The sequence below is a fragment of the Arthrobacter sp. MDT2-3 genome (assembly GCF_059090465.1).
The window spans coordinates 56,913-77,685 of record NZ_JBNHFS010000006.1 but is presented as its reverse complement, the minus strand read 5'-3'; the positions used below and the strand labels follow the sequence as shown (position 1 = coordinate 77,685).

The 20,773-nt window shown below is 59.1% G+C and carries 14 protein-coding genes and 1 pseudogene; 8 read left to right on the top strand and 7 right to left on the bottom strand.

Annotated features, from left to right (window positions below; translation table 11 throughout):
• Window positions 1-69 precede the first annotated feature (69 nt).
• Window positions 70-1,005 carry a LysR family transcriptional regulator gene (locus tag AC5RUQ_RS17105; RefSeq protein WP_493948523.1) on the bottom strand — a complete coding sequence of 312 codons (936 nt, stop codon included), beginning with the start codon at window positions 1,003-1,005 and terminating at the stop codon, window positions 70-72.
• Between the two features lie 72 nt (window positions 1,006-1,077).
• Between AC5RUQ_RS17105 and hisD the strand changes: the two genes are divergently transcribed.
• Both hisD and AC5RUQ_RS17095 read left to right on the top strand, forming a co-directional pair.
• Entirely contained in the window at window positions 1,078-2,397 is a 1,320-nt protein-coding gene (gene hisD, locus AC5RUQ_RS17100) for a histidinol dehydrogenase (protein WP_493948522.1), read from the top strand.
• 339 nt (window positions 2,398-2,736) lie between these two features.
• Window positions 2,737-4,020 carry an ATP-binding protein gene (locus tag AC5RUQ_RS17095; protein ID WP_493948521.1) on the top strand — a complete coding sequence of 428 codons (1,284 nt, stop codon included), beginning with the start codon at window positions 2,737-2,739 and terminating at the stop codon, window positions 4,018-4,020.
• Between the two features lie 2,310 nt (window positions 4,021-6,330).
• Here the strand turns inward: AC5RUQ_RS17095 and AC5RUQ_RS17090 are convergent.
• Window positions 6,331-7,224 carry an FMN adenylyltransferase gene (locus tag AC5RUQ_RS17090; RefSeq protein WP_493948520.1) on the bottom strand — a complete coding sequence of 298 codons (894 nt, stop codon included), beginning with the start codon at window positions 7,222-7,224 and terminating at the stop codon, window positions 6,331-6,333.
• A 467-nt stretch (window positions 7,225-7,691) separates the two neighbouring features.
• On the opposite strand from AC5RUQ_RS17090, the gene AC5RUQ_RS17085 reads away from it, so the two are divergent.
• Complete coding sequence (locus tag AC5RUQ_RS17085; RefSeq protein WP_493948519.1) at window positions 7,692-7,862, top strand: hypothetical protein; 171 nt, start codon at window positions 7,692-7,694, stop codon at window positions 7,860-7,862.
• Between the two features lie 119 nt (window positions 7,863-7,981).
• Here the strand turns inward: AC5RUQ_RS17085 and AC5RUQ_RS17080 are convergent, their stop codons facing one another.
• Window positions 7,982-8,458, bottom strand: coding sequence for an RrF2 family transcriptional regulator (locus AC5RUQ_RS17080; protein ID WP_493948518.1), 477 nt, complete (start codon window positions 8,456-8,458; stop codon window positions 7,982-7,984).
• Window positions 8,459-8,544: 86 nt separating this feature from the next.
• On the opposite strand from AC5RUQ_RS17080, the gene AC5RUQ_RS17075 reads away from it, so the two are divergent.
• The 3 genes and pseudogenes from AC5RUQ_RS17075 to AC5RUQ_RS17065 form a co-directional block, all read left to right on the top strand.
• A complete protein-coding gene (locus tag AC5RUQ_RS17075) occupies window positions 8,545-9,297 on the top strand; it encodes an SDR family oxidoreductase (protein ID WP_493948517.1) in 753 nt (250 codons plus the stop codon).
• Window positions 9,298-9,635: 338 nt separating this feature from the next.
• On the top strand, window positions 9,636-11,363 hold the full coding sequence (locus AC5RUQ_RS17070) for an FAD-binding protein (protein WP_493948516.1): 1,728 nt from the start codon (window positions 9,636-9,638) through the stop codon (window positions 11,361-11,363).
• Window positions 11,364-11,673: 310 nt separating this feature from the next.
• Window positions 11,674-11,889 (top strand): annotated as a pseudogene (locus tag AC5RUQ_RS17065) (TetR/AcrR family transcriptional regulator); the annotation flags it as partial.
• 347 nt (window positions 11,890-12,236) lie between these two features.
• On the opposite strand, the gene AC5RUQ_RS17060 reads toward AC5RUQ_RS17065, so the two are convergent.
• From AC5RUQ_RS17060 to AC5RUQ_RS17045, 4 genes are all read right to left on the bottom strand, one after another.
• A complete protein-coding gene (locus AC5RUQ_RS17060) occupies window positions 12,237-13,301 on the bottom strand; it encodes a maleylacetate reductase (RefSeq protein ID WP_493948515.1) in 1,065 nt (354 codons plus the stop codon).
• Window positions 13,302-13,406: 105 nt separating this feature from the next.
• Complete coding sequence (locus AC5RUQ_RS17055; RefSeq protein ID WP_493948514.1) at window positions 13,407-15,014, bottom strand: 4-hydroxyphenylacetate 3-hydroxylase family protein; 1,608 nt, start codon at window positions 15,012-15,014, stop codon at window positions 13,407-13,409.
• Window positions 15,011-15,451, bottom strand: a complete 441-nt coding sequence (locus tag AC5RUQ_RS17050) for a nuclear transport factor 2 family protein (protein WP_493948513.1) — start codon at window positions 15,449-15,451, stop codon at window positions 15,011-15,013. Before AC5RUQ_RS17050 ends, AC5RUQ_RS17055 begins: the two co-directional genes overlap by 4 nt.
• A gap of 50 nt (window positions 15,452-15,501) precedes the next feature.
• A complete protein-coding gene (locus AC5RUQ_RS17045) occupies window positions 15,502-18,540 on the bottom strand; it encodes an AfsR/SARP family transcriptional regulator (RefSeq protein ID WP_493948512.1) in 3,039 nt (1,012 codons plus the stop codon).
• Between the two features lie 118 nt (window positions 18,541-18,658).
• On the opposite strand from AC5RUQ_RS17045, the gene AC5RUQ_RS17040 reads away from it, so the two are divergent.
• Together AC5RUQ_RS17040 and AC5RUQ_RS17035 are read left to right on the top strand one after the other, a co-directional pair.
• Entirely contained in the window at window positions 18,659-19,438 is a 780-nt protein-coding gene (locus AC5RUQ_RS17040; protein ID WP_493948511.1) for a flavin reductase, read from the top strand.
• A gap of 417 nt (window positions 19,439-19,855) precedes the next feature.
• Complete coding sequence (locus tag AC5RUQ_RS17035; RefSeq protein WP_493948510.1) at window positions 19,856-20,770, top strand: intradiol ring-cleavage dioxygenase; 915 nt, start codon at window positions 19,856-19,858, stop codon at window positions 20,768-20,770.
• The last annotated feature ends 3 nt before the right edge of the window (window positions 20,771-20,773 follow it).

Here is a 20,773-nt window from a genome sequence, read left to right as displayed (position 1 = left end):
GGGTTTCCCTATGGGTCATGTGGTCGTGTAAGGAGCGACGGGCGCGGCCATTCGGGGGAGCGGGCTCGTTCACTGCCTAGAATCAGGAGCCTCCCGGCCCGAGTCTGCTCCTACCTTGGCCAGCAGAATCCTTTCTGCGAGTTGAGCGAATTTCCGCGTGGCTGGGGAGAGATAGGCGCCATCGCGCTGCACCAGCGCGATGGTGTCGTAGAGCGGTTCATCGAAAGGAAATGAGCGAATGTTCTTGGGGAAGCCGGGACTGTGGACGATGGTTTTGCTGACCAGGGAATCGCCGGCTCCGGTGGCGACGAGGTTGATGGCAGTCTCGACGTGTTCGACCTCGATCGAAGGATCAATCTTTACGCCGGCCAATTGCGCGCGTTCCTGAATCTGGCGGCGAGTCGGGTCTTTCCACCCGGAATGGGCGTCGTAAAGCACAAGGCTGGCAGAGGCCATTTCCTCGATGGACACCGGACCGCTTCTGGAGTCCCGCGTGGTGGAGATGTAGAGGACCTCGTCTTTGAAGAGGGGCTTAATGGTTAGGCCTTCCTCGGCCACTGGAAGGACTACCAGCCCGCATTCAATTTCCCCGGCGGCGATTGATTCCGCGACCAGGCCCGAGTTAAGCCCAATCATGCGGACTCTTACTTTTGGGTACCGCTTGTGGAAGCGCTGCACGAGGTCGGCGAGATCGTAGTACCCGGCATTGCGCAGGACTCCGAACGTGGACACGCCACCCTGAAGGGACGCCATGGAGCGCAGGGAATCCAGCCCGTTGTCCACGGCGGTAAGTGCCTGTTGGGCATGGACCCGCAGCTCTGTCGCTGCTGTTGTGGGCACAAGCCGGCGCGATCCGCGGATGAAGAGGCTGAGGCCGACCTCTTCCTCCAAGCGCGCTATCAGTTCGGAAACGGACGCCTGGCTGGTCTGCAGTTGTTTCGCCGCAGCTGTGAACGAACCCAAGTCACAGGCGGCCAAGAACGCTTTGAGTTGTATGAGTGTCATAGGGATACGTTATCAATTCTATCGGCCGATGTGGGCTTGTCCCTATGACAGAAAGCTCCTACTTTGGTGTGCATGCAGATCAACAAAGCCGATAGGGCTTACATCAAAGGCAACTTCAGCACCCTCAAGGAACCCCAGATCGGAGGCATTCCCGCCCAACGACTGCCCGCCGTGATCGAGACCGTTTCAGCCATGCTGAGCGATATTGAGAAAAACGGCATTGACGCGGTCATTCGGTATTCTCAAAAGCTTGACGGTTGGGAAGGCAAAGATATCGAGATCAGCAGGGCAGAGCTGGCCAGGACCGGAGACCAACTCTCCCCGGCGCTGCGTGAAGCGCTGGCAGCCGGGGCTGAGAGGACCCGCCTGTTCGCGGTGGAGCAGCGCGAACGTCTGACAGATTTTGAAGCAGAGATAGTTCCTGGCGTTGTCACCGGCCACAAGTACATTCCGGTCCCGCGCGTTGGCGCGTACTTGCCCGCCGGGCGCTTCCCGATTCTCGCCAGCGCATTTATGACCGTGGGTGTGGCGAAGGCTGCGGGCGTTCCGACAGTCATAGCTTGCTCGCCACCGGCCTCACCCACTGCAGGTCACCCGGCTGTACTTCACGCGGCCTACCTTTCCGGTGTGGACAGGGCCTTCGCTGTCGGTGGGGTCCAGGCCCTGGCATCGATGGCCTTCGGGCTACTTGGCGAACAGCCAGCAGATATTCTTGTTGGCGCTGGCAACGCCTACGTAACCGAGGCCAAACGCCAGCTCTTTGGCAGGGTCGGTATTGATCTACTCGCCGGACCATCGGAAGTGGCCGTCATCGCCGATGAGACAGCTGACCCGGAGTTGGTCGCCGCGGACCTCCTCGGACAAGCAGAACACGGCCCACAGTCCCCGGCGTCCCTGGTGACCACGTCACGGGACTTGGGACTGGCCGTCATCGATCAGGTCGAAAAGCAGCTCGCGTCCCTTTCAACAAGGGACATCGCCGGTCCCGCCTGGCGCGACTACGGCACCGTATACCTGGCTGAAGACCGGGAAACCGCGGTGGAATTGATGGACACCTTGGCCCCCGAGCATTTGGAAATCCTCACCGCTGACGACGATTACTACCATCAAAACCTGACTAATTATGGGTCCATATTTCTTGGCCCGTGGTCTACCGTTGCATACTCGGACAAGGGCATTACCGGAACGAACCACGTCCTTCCCACCGGAGGCGGCGCACGGTCCTCCGCCGGGCTGTCAGTGTCCAGATTCCTGAAACCCCTCACGTTCCAGCGAGTCTCCGAGGAAGCAACACCCCTGATTGCCAACTACGTTGAAAGCATCTCTGATTTTGAAGGGATGGAGGCCCACAAAGCCACTGCAACCCTGCGAATAAATCGCTACAACCGCTAGCTCGCCCACGGGCTGAGGGTATCCAGAGAATGCGGGCTTGATCGTGGTGGCCTGCTGGTTCTGGATTCAATGCCAGTATCAGCGGCCGCCACGGACAGGCAGCACCACCGGTGGCACCAGTACTGCGGTTGCCGATTCCCCTCACTGGCGCCATGGAAAATGTGATCTTCAACGCGACTTATGGCACGGCTCGACTTCGGTGGCAAAGGCCCTCGCCCTTTGACCGTTTTGCATCCCTCCTCAGCACACCGTGGCAGGAAAGGAATTTGACGCCGCCTTGGTGATGCGCACGGCGCAACACGGCAGAAAACTCTACGCAATGTCCCACAAGGAGAACTTATGCAGAAATGGCGCGTTCGAGAATACCACCCGGACGACCTCGACCAGCTGGTCTCCGTCTGGCAGGAGTCAAGAGTGGAGGACGTTCATCCGGTCTACACCCTCTCTGACATTATTGCGGCTTGTTCGGATGACCTGGCTGTCGTCGCCTTGGTCGGAGACCGCATCGTAGGTGCTACAGCATGCCGCGTCCAAGGAGACCGGGCCTGGGTGATGATGCTGGCTCAAGCTCCCGAATGGCGGGACCAAGGTTTGGGGAGCGCGCTCCTCACCCGCCTCGAGGTACGCCTAACCGCCCGAGGAGTGTTCCGCATTTCGGCTCTCCTTCCCGCATCTCAAACCCGTGTCAAAGCCTTTCGCAATAGTAAGTACCACGTCGAAGAAGAGCTGCTCTACTTTGAACGCCTCATCCCGGTACAACAGCAGGAAGTCGGCCCGCTGACTCAGCTAGGCGGCAGACTGCTCCCCCGCGGACTTTGGGACGCAATGGCCGGGATGCACGAAGAAAAGCACCTGATAGAACAGCGCATGATCCTACCGCTCGCACAAAGTGATCTGGCCGAATCCCTCGGTGTTATCCCGCCGCGGGCGGTAGTACTCTTCGGCCCCCCAGGGACGGGTAAGACAACCTTTGCCAAAGCCGTTGCCTCCCGGCTGGACTGGCCCTTCATTGAGTTGTTTCCCTCCCGGCTAGCCGCTGATCCCCGAGGTCTTGCCGCCGCGCTGCGCCAGACTTTCTTGGATATCGCGCACCTTGACCACGCGGTGGTCTTCATCGACGAGGTGGAGGAGATCGCCTCCCAGCGTGCTGGTGAATCACCACCGGCACTCCATGGCGTCACCAATGAATTGTTGAAGATCATCCCTGCATTCCGGGAACAGGAGGGAAGGATTCTGATTTGCGCCACCAATTTCATCCGATCCTTGGACAAAGCGTTCCTGCGCCATGGAAGGTTTGACTACGTCATCCCGATCGGTCCGCCCGATGCAGCGGCCCGTAAGGCAATCTGGGCCCGCTACATCCCAGACGCAGCCGGGGCTATCGACTTAGAAACCCTGGCCCGGGCGACTGAGCGGTTCTCCCCTGCCGACATTGAATTCGCGGCCAGGAAAGCTTCACAAAACGCGCTGGAGAAGGCCATCACCACAAACGGGGCAGCAGGGGGCGGATCCATGCTCACCACAGACAAGTACCTCGATGCCATCAGTCAGACAAGGGCCACGGTGACCGAGTCGGTCGTCCATGATTTTCATCAGGACATCAAACACCTCGCCCGGACTTGATGAAGCGCCTCGCCGGTAAGAAGGCGCCTGAAGGGCGTGCAGCTCTACTCCCCACCTCAATGGGGCGCGATTCGGAAAGCAGATAGCAGGCGTAAGCTCCGGCCGGGTGCCGCCGGGGTGTGCTCGCCCTCGGCGACGAGCCCTCTGAGTAAGTGACGTACACCCCAACCTGCCGAAACGGAACCTTTCTGAGGAGTCAGCATCATGGAGGTCGGCGACGAGTTTCAATTCGACGAGTGACGGGAGGTGCCGGACAGTGAAGCTCCTCCCTGGATGGCAGCAGTGCGCTGACGAAGACAAGCGCGCCCCCCTCGCCAGCCCTGGACCGCCGCAGCCCGTCCAGTCAGACCGTGTTGTTGTTGTGGTTGGCGTCATGTATCCAACTGTCCTCCCACGGCCTGTCGAAGCTGACACCCACCCTGAGCAGGTACCTCTACCTCCAGGCTTGGACACTGGCCGGCAAAGCGCGGACCTGGTCTTCTACGACCCTCTGTCTTCCAGTAGGACCTGTGACGAGGTTCGCCAGGCCCTGAAGTATCCAAGAGATTCCAAGGGTGATGGTTACCTAAATCGCATAGAGGCCCAGAAAGCTGTTGCCCGCGATCTGGCTTTGCTTTCGTCAGAAAAAACACAGGTGGTCACCAGCACTCGACCGCCATCAACTTCGGATAGCAAAACCCCTATCAAAACCTTCGACTGGAACGGGCTCAGACTCGGAGATGAGATTGAGGTGCTGGATGACTGCCTAGCCATCGCACGAGGAGTCATTGAAGACCTGACTGCGGACCAAAGCATCGTCCGGCTCAAGCTCTCCTATGGGAGAGGTGGACGAACATTCCGCCGGGAGGACGGCTGGCAGGTTCGTATCATCTGCTGGGAATCATGAACTCAACCGTAACGATCGACATTCCGTACTTGGAGCTTCAGGTGCTCCACGGGCCTACCAAGATGAAGCACACCCCAACCTTACGAACGTAACCCTTATGGGTAACCGCCGTCATTGAGGAACTCGAGGCGAGAAGTCCATTGCAGCTTGTGAGAGCGGCGATGAGCTTCCAGCGATTGAGGAGAGGGAGCAAACACTGGAACCCCTTACTAAAAGACGCCAGCGCGCTGACGAATACAAGCACTCCGCACGCAGCAACCCTGGATCGCCTCAGCATTTCCAGTCGGGAAGTGTTGTGGTTGTCCTTGGCGTGATGTATCCAAGCGTCCTCCCGCAGCTTGTCGAAGCGAACACCTGCCTTGATTTGGTGCCCCTAGCGCCTGGTTTGGTCACAGGCCGGCAAAGCGTGGACGTGGTCTTCTACGACCCGCTGTCTTCCAGCGGGAACGGTAAGGAGGTTCACCTCGCGCCGGAGCATGGAAGGAATATTAAGAGCGATGGCCACGTGAAGCGTACGGAGGCTCAAAAAGCTGTTGCTCGCGATTTGGCTTTGCTTTGGGCGGGAAAACGCAAGTACTTACCCCCCCATAGTTCTTTCGGTGGTCGAGCAGGGACGTGTGAATCACGGATCTGATATCCGAAAATGATGGCAGTCGAGGCGATGAACTTCATGAGGTGAGACACACCCCAGCCTGACGTAAAGGCGGTCTCACAAGGGAGGATTCACCTGCCGCTGGGGCTTCGGTCTTGTTCTCAGACACCTGTCGAGCCGCAAGAGGGAACTCCGTCCGCTCCTGCCGCAAGCGAGTCTCATCGAGTCCAGATTCTTTAGCAAATTTCGATGATTCTCGGGCTACCGCACGTCGGTTTCCTGCCATCCGACTGTCAGGGTGAAATCTGAGAACATCATGAGCCACTGTCAACAAAACGGAATCTCGCGCTATTCTGACGGCCCACGCAGATCGTCGCACTGACTTTCGCGTGCCAGATGAGGACGGCAGACCGGCGCCCGCAAGTTGCCCCGCGCTGCCCGCCACCCCTTCCAACGCTGCTCTACCGCGCGGCGACCTCCGAGAAACCTCGACGGGTGCCGCGTGTAGCGGACCCCATACGGTTTTCTGCTCCTCGGACATAGGCCGATAGCTACTACTTGCCCGAATATCCGATATCGGCGTTTGAAGCACGGGAGTAGAAGTAGCTTCCGGAACTCCCGGCCCAGCAGCTGCAGAGTGCACCAAATTATGATGCGATCCCCCTCATGCGCCTGATTGCGGGTGGGGTTGGTTGTCGCCAGAAATTTGGGCACGACCCGCTCCGTGAAGTGCAAGCTAAGCGCCCTATTACGCGGCCACACCTGAGCTTTCGCTTACAGGTTCCGCTCCGTGCTGGAGTGGCGCTGGTCGCCGCAAAAGATGGGGGCGCGGTCAAAAGGTAGCCGAAAAGTCAAAGGCGATCTGCTGAGATTCGCCGGATAAGATGCCATCGCCTTGGTTTCCCGGCATCTGCAGCTCAACAACAGTATCGGCGACGAGCGGGGCCCGCCCGGGGATGCAAATGGTTGCTGGGCTTCGCTCGCCGGAACCTATTCGGGCCCACCCAGCATAATTACCGGAGGTGGGCAGCATTCCTCGCACGGAACGGACTTTCGTTGTCCACGACCCCGCAGCCCAGGTCGCCCTCATCCTTACTCTGTGGGGTCGCCCGAGAATCTGCTCAGCGATGCCGACGTCTCCAGATGAAAGTGCTTCGCGCGCCCAGGTTGATGAATACCTCCGACCGCCAGCTCCCCCCGCGGTACGGTCACTCATGACTGATACGTTGAAGTTCCATTTAAGTCCAGCGTCTCTCAAGGTATCAATGTTGCCGGCGCGCCCCTGACCGAACCGGCAATCCTCTCCGACGACGACAGCTGCAGCGTGCAATGACTTCACGAAAACCTGCTCAACAAAGCCTTCAGCTGGTTGGGATGCGATGTCTCTGGTGTATTTGATAACCAAGACAGCATCCACGCCCTCGGCTTCAAGAGCGGACAGCCTGTCCTCCAGCGCCATGATGGCTACAGGAGCCGTTTCTGGGTAAAGCAACTGGGCGGGCAAGGGATCAAAGGTTACAACGACGGACTTGACCCCCTGCGTTGCCGCGACCTTCGCAAGCCGTGCGAGAAGGAGCTGATGTCCACGGTGAACGCCGTCGAAGCAGCCCAAGCTGATCACCGTTCGCCCGGGTTCGTTTGGTAGGTCATTCAAGGCGTTCCAGATTTTCATCATGCAATCCGAACTGGGGCGGGCTGACAAGTCTGGATTGGAGGCCGCAAACATCGAGGGGACTCTGATTTTGACACTTGTGACCGGAGTTTGGGGCAGATATGCCCGCGCTTTGGGACTGAACTGGAGTTACGGTTCTCCGGGAATAGCCGGCCTTCGGCGACATTTACGTCAGAAACGATCAGGGACGGTGAGCGTGCAGGTCGCCACACATGCAATTTGGCCACTCCTCGGAGATCTGGACAGTCGATGAGGTGCCTGCATAAAGGTGACATGTTACTCCGAGCGGGTACGGGTTAAGTCCTGTCCCAAGCATTACCGACCGTCGTTAACGCTGCCGAAACGGAGGCGGAGCACGAGTCGGCACTACTGAGACCATGACCAGCCGCCCTACAAAGGACAGTGCGAGAGCTCGGTTCATTTCTTCTAAGCCGCCAAATTGAAACATTTCTGTAGGGTTAACGGGCGCAGACGATGCTGTTGGTATCAGTTAGCGAACCTCCTGAAGGAACGAACTCGTCATGCGCAACACTACTGAGCCTCGTTACTACGACTACTACTGTCAGCTCTCGTATCAGGATTTCTGCGGCAGACTGGCGGCCGGCACTCTGGAAACTGACTTCAGCATTTCCGAGAAGCAGTACACGGAGCCTAAGGCGAGGCAGCAGCGCAAGGATCCCGATTCCCCCTAATAGGGACGGTGACTGGATCCAAAGAAGCTGGCGCCACGAAACAGAGATCAAGCTAACCCTGGGAGGTTCGTGATGTGCCCTCTGGATTGCTCGTTGCTTAGACGGTTCCCGTTCCGAAGTTAAGCGCCGGCGAACCAGTGTTGGATCGTTTGGAAGGTTTCCGGTCCTGACGTGGTGTTTACCTGGTGGGCGAGGTCCCCGATGGTGATTTCCTTGAGGGCCTCACGCCAGGCCGCTTCTGCTGTCATCATCGCTTTGGCGATGGGGCAAGGTGTGAGGCATTTCTCTGGAGGGGTGCCGAGGGGTCCGCGCTGGCGGATCTCAGTGCAGACGAACAGTGGTTGCTGGCCTTCCACGGCCTGTACGACATCGAGAATGCTGATTTGCTCGGCGGGCCGGGTCAGCACGTAGCCCCCGGCGTGTCCCTGCAGTGAACGGACAAGTCCCCCGCGGGAAAGGGCCTGCATCTGCTTGGCCAAATAGCTGCTTGAGACGTCGTGGAGTCCGGCGAGTTTATTGGCCGGAACTGCCCCCTCCATCCTGCTGAGCACCACGCAGCAATGGATAGCCCATTCGACACCTCCGGATAACTTCATACCGCCATAGTAGTTGACTCGGACACCTCATGTCCGTAACCTTCATCTCGGATAAAAGTTATCCGAGTACTAGGTGAGGACAAGACATGAAGATTCTGGTTGCAGGTGGCACAGGCCTAATCGGCACGCAGGTTATGGAAATTCTGACCGGGCAGGGACACGAAGCAGTCGCGGCATCGCCCTCCAGCGGTGTGGACTCGGTGACCGGTGCGGGTTTGGACGAAGCGATGGCCGGCGCTGATGTCGTCATTGACCTGACGAACACTACGGACTTCGACGAAGACGTTGTGGTCCCGTTCTTCACCAAATCCACGGCAAATCTCCTTGCTGCAGAGAAGCGGGCCGGAGTGCAGCACCATGTGGTCCTTTCCGTTGTTGGTACCGATCGGATTGGCCCGGTCGGGTACTTCGCAGGGAAGACCGCCCAGGAGAACGCAGTGCGGGACGGCGGGGTGCCTTATACCTTGGTCCGGGCAACGCAGTTCTTCGAGTTCATCCCGATGATCGCTGACGTTGGAACGCGTGATGGCCAGGTCTTCCTCACCAACCACTTGATGCAGCCGATGGCTGCCGCGGACGTCGCGCGGTTGGTTGCTGATGCGGCGCTTTCCCCTGCCCTGAACGGGGTGCTTGAAATTGCCGGTCCCGAACGAGCCCCCATGCACGAGTTCGCCAGCCGGGTCCTCAGCGCAAAAGGCGATCCCCGCACTGTGGCCGTTGATCCTGACGCCGGGTACTTCGGTATTCCTATCGAGGAAACGAGCATCGTTCCGGTCGGAGAAGCCCGCGTCGGTGAGAAAACTCTCGACCAGTGGCTGCAGGAGAGCACAAACTCCTAGCACCACCGAACTCCCGCTGCGTCAACGGAAAACCCCGCCCCACGACGATCACTGATGAGTAACCCACAAGGCAACCACCAGACAGCAACGGTCAACCAAAAGCATCGGCAATCATGTCGATGATTGGAACGCGCGAAGCTGCGGTCAGCGAATCCCGCTGCCCGCAGCCTAGCTGATAGCCCAAATCATGAATTGATTCATACCTAGGCGCACACCTTTGGCCGTCTGCGGATCCCCGGGAGAGCACGGCGTGCAGGGGACCCCTCGAACTCAACCCAATTAGCAGGCGGCTCCGCGGTCTTAAGTGGCCAACAGTTCATCACATCCCCGGAGGAAACATGAATATCCAAGAGAAGAGAATTACTACCGCTGTCCTTGTTATCGGGACTGGCGGCTCAGGGCTCCGTGCCGCCATAGAACTCGCCGAGCGAGGAGTAGATGTCACTGCGGTGGGCAAGCGCTCGAAGGCTGATGCGCACACGTCGCTGGCCGCTGGTGGAATCAACGCTGCCTTGGCAACGGTGGACCCGGAAGATACCTGGCAGCAACATGCCGCTGATACGATCCGGGAGAGCTACCTTCTGGCGAATCCGTTAACGGTTCAAATCGTCGCTGAAGGAGCAGAGCGCGGAATAAGCGACCTGGAACGCTACGGCATGAACTTCGCCCGAGAAGAAGATGGTGCGATCTCTCAGCGGTTTTTCGGGGCCCACAAATTCCGGCGAACCGCCTTCGCCGGGGACTACACGGGCTTGGAAATTCAGCGGACGTTGATCCGGCGGGCCGAACAATTGCGTGTCCCCATCCTGGACACCATCTACATCAGCAGGTTGCTTGTCCGGGAGAACACCATCTTCGGGGCGTACGGGTTTGATGTGGAAGACGGCACCCGATACGTCATCCACGCCGACGCTGTCATTCTGGCGGCAGGTGGCCACAACCGGATCTGGCGCCGGTCATCATCCCGCCGAGACGAAAACACCGGTGATGCCTTCCGCCTCGCCGTCGAAGCCGGGGGAAGGATCCGGGACCCGGAACTCGTTCAGTTCCACCCGTCCGGAATCATCGAGCCAGAAAGCGCTGCCGGCACCCTCGTCTCCGAGGCCGCCCGCGGAGAAGGTGGAATCCTCCGTAACGCCTTGGGAGAACGGTTCATGGAACGCTACGATGCCGAACGGATGGAACTTTCCACCCGGGACCGCGTGGCGCTAGCGGCATACACAGAAATAAAGGAAGGCCGCGGAACGCCTAACGGCGGTGTCTGGCTGGACGTGTCCCATCTCCCCCGCGAAGTCATCATGGAGCGCCTTCCTAGGGTTTACCAGACGCTGCTCGATGTCCAAATGCTTGACATCACAAGAGACCCAATAGAGATAGCCCCCACCGCCCACTACTCGATGGGCGGGGTATGGGTTCGCCCAGAAGACCACGGAACAGACGTTGACGGCCTGTACGCAATCGGTGAGGCAGCAAGCGGGCTCCACGGCGCTAACCGGTTAGGGGGTAACTCCCTTATCGAACTACTGGTGTTCGGAAGGATTGTGGGTGAAGCAGCCGCCAACTACTCCAACCACCTTGAAACGCAGAGCCGTTCACTCGCAGCAGTCGCGGAAGCCAGGTCCGAGGTGGACTCACTTCTGAGCTTTCAGGGGCCGGAAAACGTTCGGGCCCTCCAAAGGGCCGTCAGAGACACGATGACAGAGCACGCAGGCGTCGTAAGGAGCGAAGCAGGTTTGCTTACGGGCCTGACTGAATTAAGCGCGATAGAGGACCGACTTGAGAATCTCGGAATCCACCCCGACATTGCCGGATACCAGGACCTCGCCCACGCTTTTGATCTCAAGTCCTCGCTGCTCGCTGCCCGCGCCACCCTTGAAGCGGCATTGGAACGCCGAGAATCCAGAGGCTGCCACAACAGGTCTGACTTCCCGGAACAAGACGAGTCGCTTCAGGTGAACCTTGTCTGGTCACCGGGGCGCTTGGAGCGCGAAGCAATCCCACCCATCCCCAACGAAATAGCCGAGCTGATGCAAGAGGTATCGACGGCGGGCAAACTCGTAGAGTAGCGGCATTCATTAGGGTTGGAGCCCAAGTCAACAGGACACCGGGCTTCAACCCTGGGAAGGTTTATGCAAATCGACGTGACGGTAGCAGTTTCACCTACGCTGTGTGACTAATAAACTCGGCTGAAACCCGTCCCTGCTGACATACACCCATCGTGATGTCCTGCCCTCGCGACAAAGTCCGGTTCAGTCACTGCAAGCCAACGGTCACTGCCCCAGCCTCATTCACTAATCCAGGGCCTCACAGGCGGGTAAGCCAAGACATGAGGACTACACGCCCGCTCTATCCGGGCTATGGCAAGAAAGGCATCCCATGGCGTGGAACACGGAGCGGACCAAATTGTTGCTCCTTGCCGCCGCGACCCGGGAGTTCAGCGAAAAGGGTTTCGCGGGCGCCCGTATAGATCGGATTGCAAGAAACGCAGGAGTCAACAAAGAGCGCATCTATCAGTACTTCGGAAACAAGGTTGGGCTTTTTGACGCAGCTCTGGCCGACCTGGTTCCCCATGATCTCGATGTGCCACTTGAAGCAGCTCCAGTTCTCCCTTGCTGTGCCCTAAGCCGGGAAAGTCCAGCGCCAGACCGTGCAGCTGCCCAGCCAGCGCAGGAAGGGCCGGCTGCCATACCCGGCTCCAGAACGTCCCATGCAGCAGCACCAACGGGGGCGCCTCCTGGCTCCCAGCCTCAAGATAGGACAAGGTGATTCCATTGACCTCCACGGTCTCGCAGCGAAGAGACGGTGGTGCGGGGACCGTTACTCCTTGATCAGGGCCATGTCGTCAGCATATTGTGCTTTTTCGCCGGGGCGCGGGATTACTTTCGTCCGAAACGGCGTTAGAGGCGGAAAGCGCGCGCCCTTGAATAAAGGGGTTTAGCTCAGAATTCCGTGCCGTTCCAGGCCGCATGAAGGAGGATGAGCAGATCCTGTCGGGTCACTTTGCGGGGATTGGAGGACGGAATCACTTTCAGGATTAAATCGGCTGCCTCTGACAGGTCTGTCTCTTTCAGCCCGTAGTCCCGGAGTGCAACGGGGGCCTTGAGCCTCTTTCGGAGCTGGTTAAGCCCCTCAAGAGCATCGCTGCAACCAAGTGCATCGGCGATTCGCCGGGCAGCTTCAGGGGCGGCCGGAGCATTGAACGCAAGAACATACGGAAGGACGGTCGCATGGGTCTGGGCATGCGGCAGATCATATGCACCGCCGAGCACATGGCAAATTTTGTGGTGCATGCCTGATCCGGCCGATGCAAACGCTACCGCGGACAGGTAAGCGCCGTACTGGGTCTGCTCCCGACCGCGTAAGTCTCCTGAACCAGCGTTCAGGGCCGACAAACCGGCAGAAAGGGCCCGAATACCTTCCGAGGCCATGGCTGTATTAATCGGGTCAGCACGAGGAGCCCATAAGGAATCAACGCAGTGTGCCAAAGCGTTCAGCCCTGAGGCTACGCTCAGCTCGACGGGCAGGGAAAGCGTAAGTTCGGCGTCATAGATGACAGACACGGGAAGTACGCCGTCATCAACGCCAGTGGTCTTGCGGGACGCTTCAGTTATGCCCCACACATTGGTTGCCTCAGAGCCAGCGTAGGTAGTGGGCACAGCTATAATGGGCAGCTTTGATGTTAGGGCAATCGCTTTAGCCAGTCCGATAGCGGAGCCCCCTCCCACGCACACAACAAGATCGACATCAAATTCTTGCGCGGCGGCCCTGGCTTTCTCGGCTTTCTCGATCGGAACGTGGGGTGCCACATCGTCATACGTGAGGGTTGCATTGATTTGGCGGGCGACCCCGGATGCGAAATTTCCGTCATGTCCTCCAGTGATCACCATGACAGCGCCCGCGCCTAAGCGGTCTACCTCCGCGGCCACGTTTACCGCGGCCAGGCCGGAACCGAACAAAATACGTTGTCCCAGGGTTTGATGTGCGAACACTAAAGGATCGGTCATTGGGGAGTTCTCGTTTCACGACTGCCCGCTCATGGGCGGATTGATCAGGGGGCGCAGCGGCAAGGCAGGACCCGGGAAGGGGCATCCCGGATCCTGCCTTGGACCTTAGGCCGGTGTGGTGACTGCCGTGTCGCTCGGTTCGGCGTCATCGATGTAGCCATCGTGAACGTCCTGCGAGCGTGCGTATTCGGGCTGGAACTTGACGCTGGCGTAGTGCGAGGCTTTATCGGCCTCTTCTGCGCGTTTGCCAAGCTCGGCGGTGTCGCCGAAGCCCAGTACGTCGCGTGCCAGCTGCGTTAGCGGACCGTCAACCTGGTACTCAGTGCGCTGCATGGTGAGGATATTGATCAAGTACGGCGGGGTGCCGTTGAACTTTTCGAACATCTCGTGCCTGGTACCGAATTCCGTCAGGAAGCGTTCGCTGATCTGACGGAAAATCTTGATGCGGTCACGGGCGCTGATTTCGGAGCCGCGAAGTGCTTCCTGAAGCTTCGGTCCGATGTACGGGTGATCCAGTTCGCGCTTGGTGGGCTGAATGACGATGCCGCGTCCACAGAATTCGATCAGCATGTTTACCATCTCGTGCTGGTGCTCGAGGTAGTGTGCCCGGCCAAAATCGATGAAGATGTTATTGGGCTTGTACAGCCCGCCGGGGGTGTGGAATCCTGTCTCCTCGGCAGCGATCATGAACGCACGACACGTCTCACGGAAGCGGATGAGTTCTGCCAGCTGGGACTGAACCACCGGGTTCTTGCTCGTTCCGAGCGACTGGGTGATGAGCAGACCCAAGCCGACCATCAGCTCAGCGTGCACGGTCTGTCGGATCTGGGTCTCAAGGTGCACCCAGTCGAACTGCCGCTGGGGGTACCACTTCGCGTGTTCCGGGTTCCCTACGTGTTGGACCTGGGCCCACGGGATAAGCACATTATCGAAGTACACCATCCCGTCGAGTTCGTCACCCAGCGTCGCCAAGGGGCGGTCGTAGGGATCCGCGTCGGGTTGCGCCCGGGATTCGCGGGCCACGACGCTTACGCCTGGAGTAGCCAGAGGCACCATTGCGTATACGGTTTGTTCGGCTGTCTGCCCTGGCCGCCACAGGTTACCGATCAACAAGTTATTCACGAAGGGGATTGACGTACCGATGGCTTTCCAGCCTCGTACGACGATACCTTCATCGTTTTCCTCAACGATACTGAGCATGGGGGTTTCGGCCATAGCATCGTCGCGGCCGCGGTCGTACTGGACGTCGACGAACATCGGTGAGACCGCGAGGTCCTTGGCGGTGACTTCTTCCCAGTGCCGCTGAATGTTGCCGGAGAGGTCACGGTGCCCATTCTTGAATTTGGAGTTTTCGGCCCACGGCTCCTGGTCGTCCACCTGGGTGAACATGACAACGTTCATTCCTGCCGGGGGTCGGGTGAAGATGCCGCCCTGGAAGTGCCGGAAGATAAAGTCGGCGTAGTTGCGCCTCTTGACGACGTCTTCCTTTGAGCGCGGCAAGAACCAGTGCATCGATTCGCGTTTGCCGTTCTCATCGACGAACGTCAGGAGGTCCTGGTTTTCCGGCTTGAGATGCAGGTCGTAGTATTCGGCGATTGCCTGGGCATAACCCTTTGTCTTGGGATGCGTCGTTACATCCTCAATGAGCTCTCCGCCGACATAGACTTGGCGTCCGTCGCGAAGAGACTCCAGGTATTCTTTTCCTGTCCTCATGCTTTAGCTCCTGTATTCATGGTGTTCATTTGGTTATGGAACGTTTTGCTGTCCCAGAAGTCCTCCGACCGCTGGATCAGACCTTGAGCCGTTTCCAGAATGTGCACGCCTCGCAGCTCCAAGCGCTGACCAGCGGCCTTAAGGTTTCCCATGTCCCGTTGCAAAGTCGCGGTGAGGACATAGCGGCCCATAGCGCGATCCGTCGTTTCGAGATCGTCCAGCGCGTGCCAGTGCGCATCAGGGAAGGCCGTGAAGAAATGAGCCAGCCCCGCCGCAACTGCATCGCGTCCCTTAGCAACATGGCTTAGTGCGATGTCTTCATGCTCGCCGTCGATGGCGTACAAGGCAGCCGCTTCGGCGTGGTCGTGCCTGTTGTACGCCTCATGCAGGCGTTTGAAGATCGTTCCCGGACTTTCGAAGCTGGCGTTTTTCTCCATGGGTGCAACGATCCGGCATCAGGTGTTAACCGCTGCGAAATAGGCCTTAGTTAACGCCTCAGCCGCTGAAACATCTGTTGGGTTGAGTCTGAGGGTGTGATGCCCAGCTCATTGAGGGCTGCCTTGCATCGGCGGTAGGAGGCTACGACGCCGTCCTCATTTCCTGTGGCGCTGGCTATCCGCATGAGAATCCGCCAAGCGCTTTCTTTATACGGATCTTGGGCAACGACTTGCTCCGCAAGTTGCTCGGCCCGGCGGTACTGCTGGGTGGTAAAAGCCATTTGGGCAGCCTGAAGCCGAGCTTGGGCTGCCTGCTCCTCTAATTGCTCCCGCCGCTGCGTTGCCCAGGATGAATCCATCCCCGGCAGGTACTCCCCCCTGTCAGCGATGGCAAGCGCCTTCAAAAGCGCTTCAAGCCTTCCCTGCCCGCGGAGTCTTGCGGCCTTTGCGATGAACGCCTCGAACCTGGTGGACTCGCTGTCCAGAATGACGGGAGTGGTGAATGCCAGAGTGTTGCCGGTGAAGATCGGTCCGATCCCGGGAGGAAGAGCCTCCCTAAGCCGATGGGCAGCCTGGCGCAAGTAAGCTCGCGCGGATTCGTCTGATTGACCATCGAAGAGCGCCGAAAGCAGATCTTCCCGAGAAGCATGGTGGCCCGGCACCGCGGCCAAATAGGCCAGTAGCTTCAGGCTCTTGGCAATGCGCGGCTTTACTTCCTGACCAGCGGCTGAGATGACGATCCGACCGAACTCCGATAAGAGAATGACAGGATGCTCATGCAAATCTGCTTTCACACCGCGGGCCATCAGGGCCTGCCCCAGTTCATGCCACGGCGAGTCCGTGAATTCTTCAGAGTCCAGACGACGACTGAGTACTGCCTGAAAATCCGCAAGGGCCAGCAGAATCTGGTGGTTGGACTCTTGGATCCTGGCCGCAGCCATCGCCTTGTCGGCAGCCTCGTCAGATTTCGCCAAGTCACCCTGCCTCCATTCGGCTTCGGCAAGGTAGATCGCCGCTGCGGGCAGGTCTAGGATGCGATTCGCCTCGGTCATGCTCTTGACAGCTCGCCTGAGCACTACGACTGCGTCGCCACCGTCTGATCGGGAAAGCAGGAGCGCGAGGCCCTTCCAGGTATCCAAAGCCTCACCAATGAAGTCATAGTGGCGCCCTCCAGCGTTCTCTACCTGTTCCAGAAGAGCTAGCGCAGCAACAGGGGCATGATTTAAACGCAGTTCAAATTTGGCTTCAATGAGGCGGCTCAGCCACTCGAACACCAGAGAGCCACTTGCCCTGACTAGTCCCTGTCCCTTGGCAAGTACTCGTTGTGTTTCTTCTGCGTCCTCCAGATCGATCATCAGTTCCGGGCCAACAATGCCGTGCATCCAGGCCGGCGCCCAGTGGCCCGCATCAGCTGAGCGGTAAAGCTCCAAAGCCTCTGTTAAGCGGCCTGTTGCTCTAAGAGCGCCGATTCGCCAAGGAGCAGAGACTGCAGCAGCCCACGGGGAGTCTGGCATTTTGCTGACTTCACGCAGTCTTCCGTGGGCGTAGTGCACGCGCATCACCAAAGCATCCAGGGGCCCACCACTGAGGACGGGAGCGGGGTAAGCGCCGGTTGCTCCCCGACGACTGGCAAGTGAAAGCAGGTAGCGGACAGCATCGACCTCTGGGCTGCTGGGCGCCACGTCGATCACCGCCCGCATATCGTCTAGCCGGTCCAGATGCCAATAACACCATGCCATAATGGCACCACCCCGCGGGGATGAACGGGCCAGGTCCTCCCTGACACCGTTGGCCTGGAGATCATCGGCGATAGAAACGCCCTTTCGGTAGTCCTCACGTGCTATGGACAGCATGAGTGCGGCGGGCCCCAGCCTTCGGGACCCGGAACTGCCAGGCGGGGCGAGGCGACCCAGCCACTTTTCGGCAACGACGAAATCGAGTCGGTCGAGTACGTCGCCCACTACCACTTCCGCTGCATCCACGGCCAGGTCCAACTCCTCCGCGGCCAAGAACTGCTCGACGGCTTCCTCAAGATGGCCCTCGGAGACTAGGAGGTCCCCATAGGCACGGCGCATAGCTTGAACCTCTGCGGGCGCTCTGCGTTCCAAACAGGTGACAAGGTATTCACGAAAGCGAGGGTGGCAGCGCATGCGGTAGGTCCCGGAAATCCAGGAAACAGGCAAGTGGTGGCTTCGCAGCCTCACGAGCAAACTACCGGCGTTGGATTGGCCCAGGGCTGCCGCCCGGGTTGGTGTCACTTCGTCCAGTAGAGATGTAACAACGAGGAACTCCCGTTCTTCAGGAACCAGCTTCGCCAGGATCTGCGAAGCAAGATAGCCGTGCAGAGGGTCAGCCTCGCCGCCGGTTCCGGAAATGTGCAGCCGAGAGTGCCACGCTTCAAAAAGTACCCCTGTTACCCAACCTCCCGTTGCCTCGACTGCGCTGGAGGCGTCGATGTCCGTTATTCCGGCCTCAACGAGCGCCCCTGCAGCTTCTTCGGGAGTGAAGGCCAGATCTTCCTCGCCTATGGTTGCGACGCGATCGACGCCCGCCAGAGCACTGAGGTCGATCGGCAGGTCAACCCGGGTAAGCAGCACGACCTTGAGTCCAACGGGCGCATACCGGACGACCGCCCCGATGACCTCAAGCGCTTCATATGAGCCAACAAAATTCTCGAGCCCGTCAAGCACCAGAAGTAGATCCTCATCGCCCACGGACTCGGCCAACAAGCCAGCTACTTCGGGATGAGGAATACGCGCGGTCAGCGCGCTGCTAGCCAGACCGGCGGCATCGGGCACATGGGCGGCTATTGCCGCCTCAAGATAGATGAGCAGCCGGCCGGGAGCAGCGTCAGTCCCATCCAACGTGAGCCATGCCATCGGCCCACCCCAGGCAGTAGCGGCCTGCACAACCGCCGTGGTTTTGCCGGAACCTGCCGTAGCCGCGACCCAAACCACCCTGTTCTGGTTGATCAACTTGCTGAACAGCTGGTTCAGACGGGGCCTCTCAACTAGCCGTTCCGCCAGTGGCGGCACCGCGAGTTTGCTGCGGATAATCAAACCCGCCGGAGGCCCTTTGATACGTGACATAAAACACAGAATAGCCCGAGCGGAGGGTGACGCAGGCAGCCCGTTTCGACCTCGTTAACGGCCACACATGATGCTGAATCATGAACTGCATCACACTTACCGCAAGAAAGGAACCATCATGAGTATCTCCGACACAAGGGTTCGGGAGTCCGTCGATCCGGTCGCCTTCCGGAAGGTAATAAGCCATTTCACTAGCGGGGTCGCAGTCATCACCACTCAGTATGGCGGCACCAGGTTCGGTGTCACCGCAAGCGCTGTGAGCTCCCTCTCCATGGACCCGCCCATGTTGTTGGTGTGCCTGAATCGCCAGCTCGCCACAACAGATGCCCTGAGCGAGGCCGGCGTCTTCGCTGTGAACGTCCTCGGGGAAAAGCAGGCCGAGTTAGCGGTACAGTTCGCTACCCGGCATCCTGACAAGTTCAGGGACGTGGAACTGATGACCCGCGAACTCGATGTCCCGCTGATCTCTGACGCGCTGGCGCAGATCGAATGCACCATCGTTTCCCGCACCGATGTCGCAACGCACGCAGTGTTTATGGCGGAGGTGAAAACAGCTGAAGCCGGAGCAGGAGATCCCTTGGGGTATTTCAGAGGCCAGTTCGGCAGTTTCACTCGGGCCTTGGACGAGTCTGTCTACGAGTTGATCCGCAAGACCATTCTTGCCCGCGCCGGCAACGCTGCTGGACCTATCACTGCGGCCACTATGGCCCTTGAACTGGGGGTTGAGCGTTCCTCGGCTTATCACGCTCTTCAGCAACTTCGAAATGAGGGGCTGTTGCTGGCGGACCCCGATGGGACTTACCTCCTGACACCCCAGCTGACAGCATCGGACAAACTGTCAATGCTCGCCGCCCCAAATGTTCTGAGCGGATCCTCACGTGAAACGGGAAGCCGGTGAGCTCGCTGTTGGCGTATTCGTTCCGCAGCGGACAAAGGCAACAGGAAGCTTCATCCCAAGTGGCAATACCTGATTGGCAAGAGGTCTCCCCCGGCCACGAAGTTTCCCTGTACAAGCAAGGCCAGGGCCATTTCCGTGGACGGGTAGACGATGTCACCCCTGATGGGGCGATCATATGGGTCCACCTCGCAGGGGGCTGGGGGCGCCGACTGTTCGCTCGAGCGGAAGGCTATCAACTGACGCTTCACTGGGCTGGGGCTTCCAGCCTCGACAGACGCCCGGGTTGATCCAAAACTTTGGACATCTCCCCGCGACAAGTATGACCCGGACGCTCCACCATAGGCTGCCATCCTTCCCCCCAACCACAACGCAAACTTTCAACCGCACCACCACTAACGCCAGACCGTAGGAGACCTTGTGAGCACCCGTCCAGTAGCAACAGCAATTTCACCCGAGCAGGCAGCCGTGGAACAACAACTCGTAGAAACGGTCGTTTCCTCCTTTGAAGGAACGCAAGACCCCCGGCTGAAGCAAGTCATGCAAGCCCTCACGAGGCATCTGCACAACTTCGCACGGGAGGTTCGCCTCACCGAGGACGAATGGAACGCCGGAATAGAATTCCTCACCGACGCCGGACACATCACCGACGACAAGCGTCAGGAGTTCATCCTGCTTTCTGACGTGCTCGGCCTCTCAATGCAGACCATCGCCATCAACAATGAAACTCACAAGAACGCGACCGAAGCTACAGTTTTTGGACCATTCTTCATCCAGAATGCCCCCGAAATTCCCATAGGCGGAGACATCGCTGGCGGCGCAAACGGTCAGCCCTGCTGGGTCGAAGGGACCGTCACGGACACCGCCGGCAATCCACTTCCAGGCGCCCGGATTGAAGTTTGGGAAGCCGATGAGGACGGCTTTTACGATGTTCAATACACGAACCCCCGGGTTGCTGGCCGAGCGCATCTCTTTACGGACCACGAAGGAAAATACGCCTTCTGGGCCCTCACCCCGACACCCTATCCAATCCCGCATGACGGCCCGGTAGGAAAAATGCTTGAAGCGGTCGGCCGATCCCCGATGCGGGCCTCCCATCTTCACTTCATGGTCACTGCCGCCGACCACCGCACCCTCGTGACACACATCTTTGTCGAGGGCGACCCCATTATTGAAGCCGGCGACTCCGTCTTCGGAGTCAAAAGTTCCCTCATAAAGCGCTTTGTTCAGCAACCCCCGGGAAGCCCAACGCCTGACGGGCGCGAGCTTCGCGGCACGTCATGGGCGCGCACCCGATTCGATATCGTGCTCGCTCCTGCACCTGAGCTGATGTAGCCC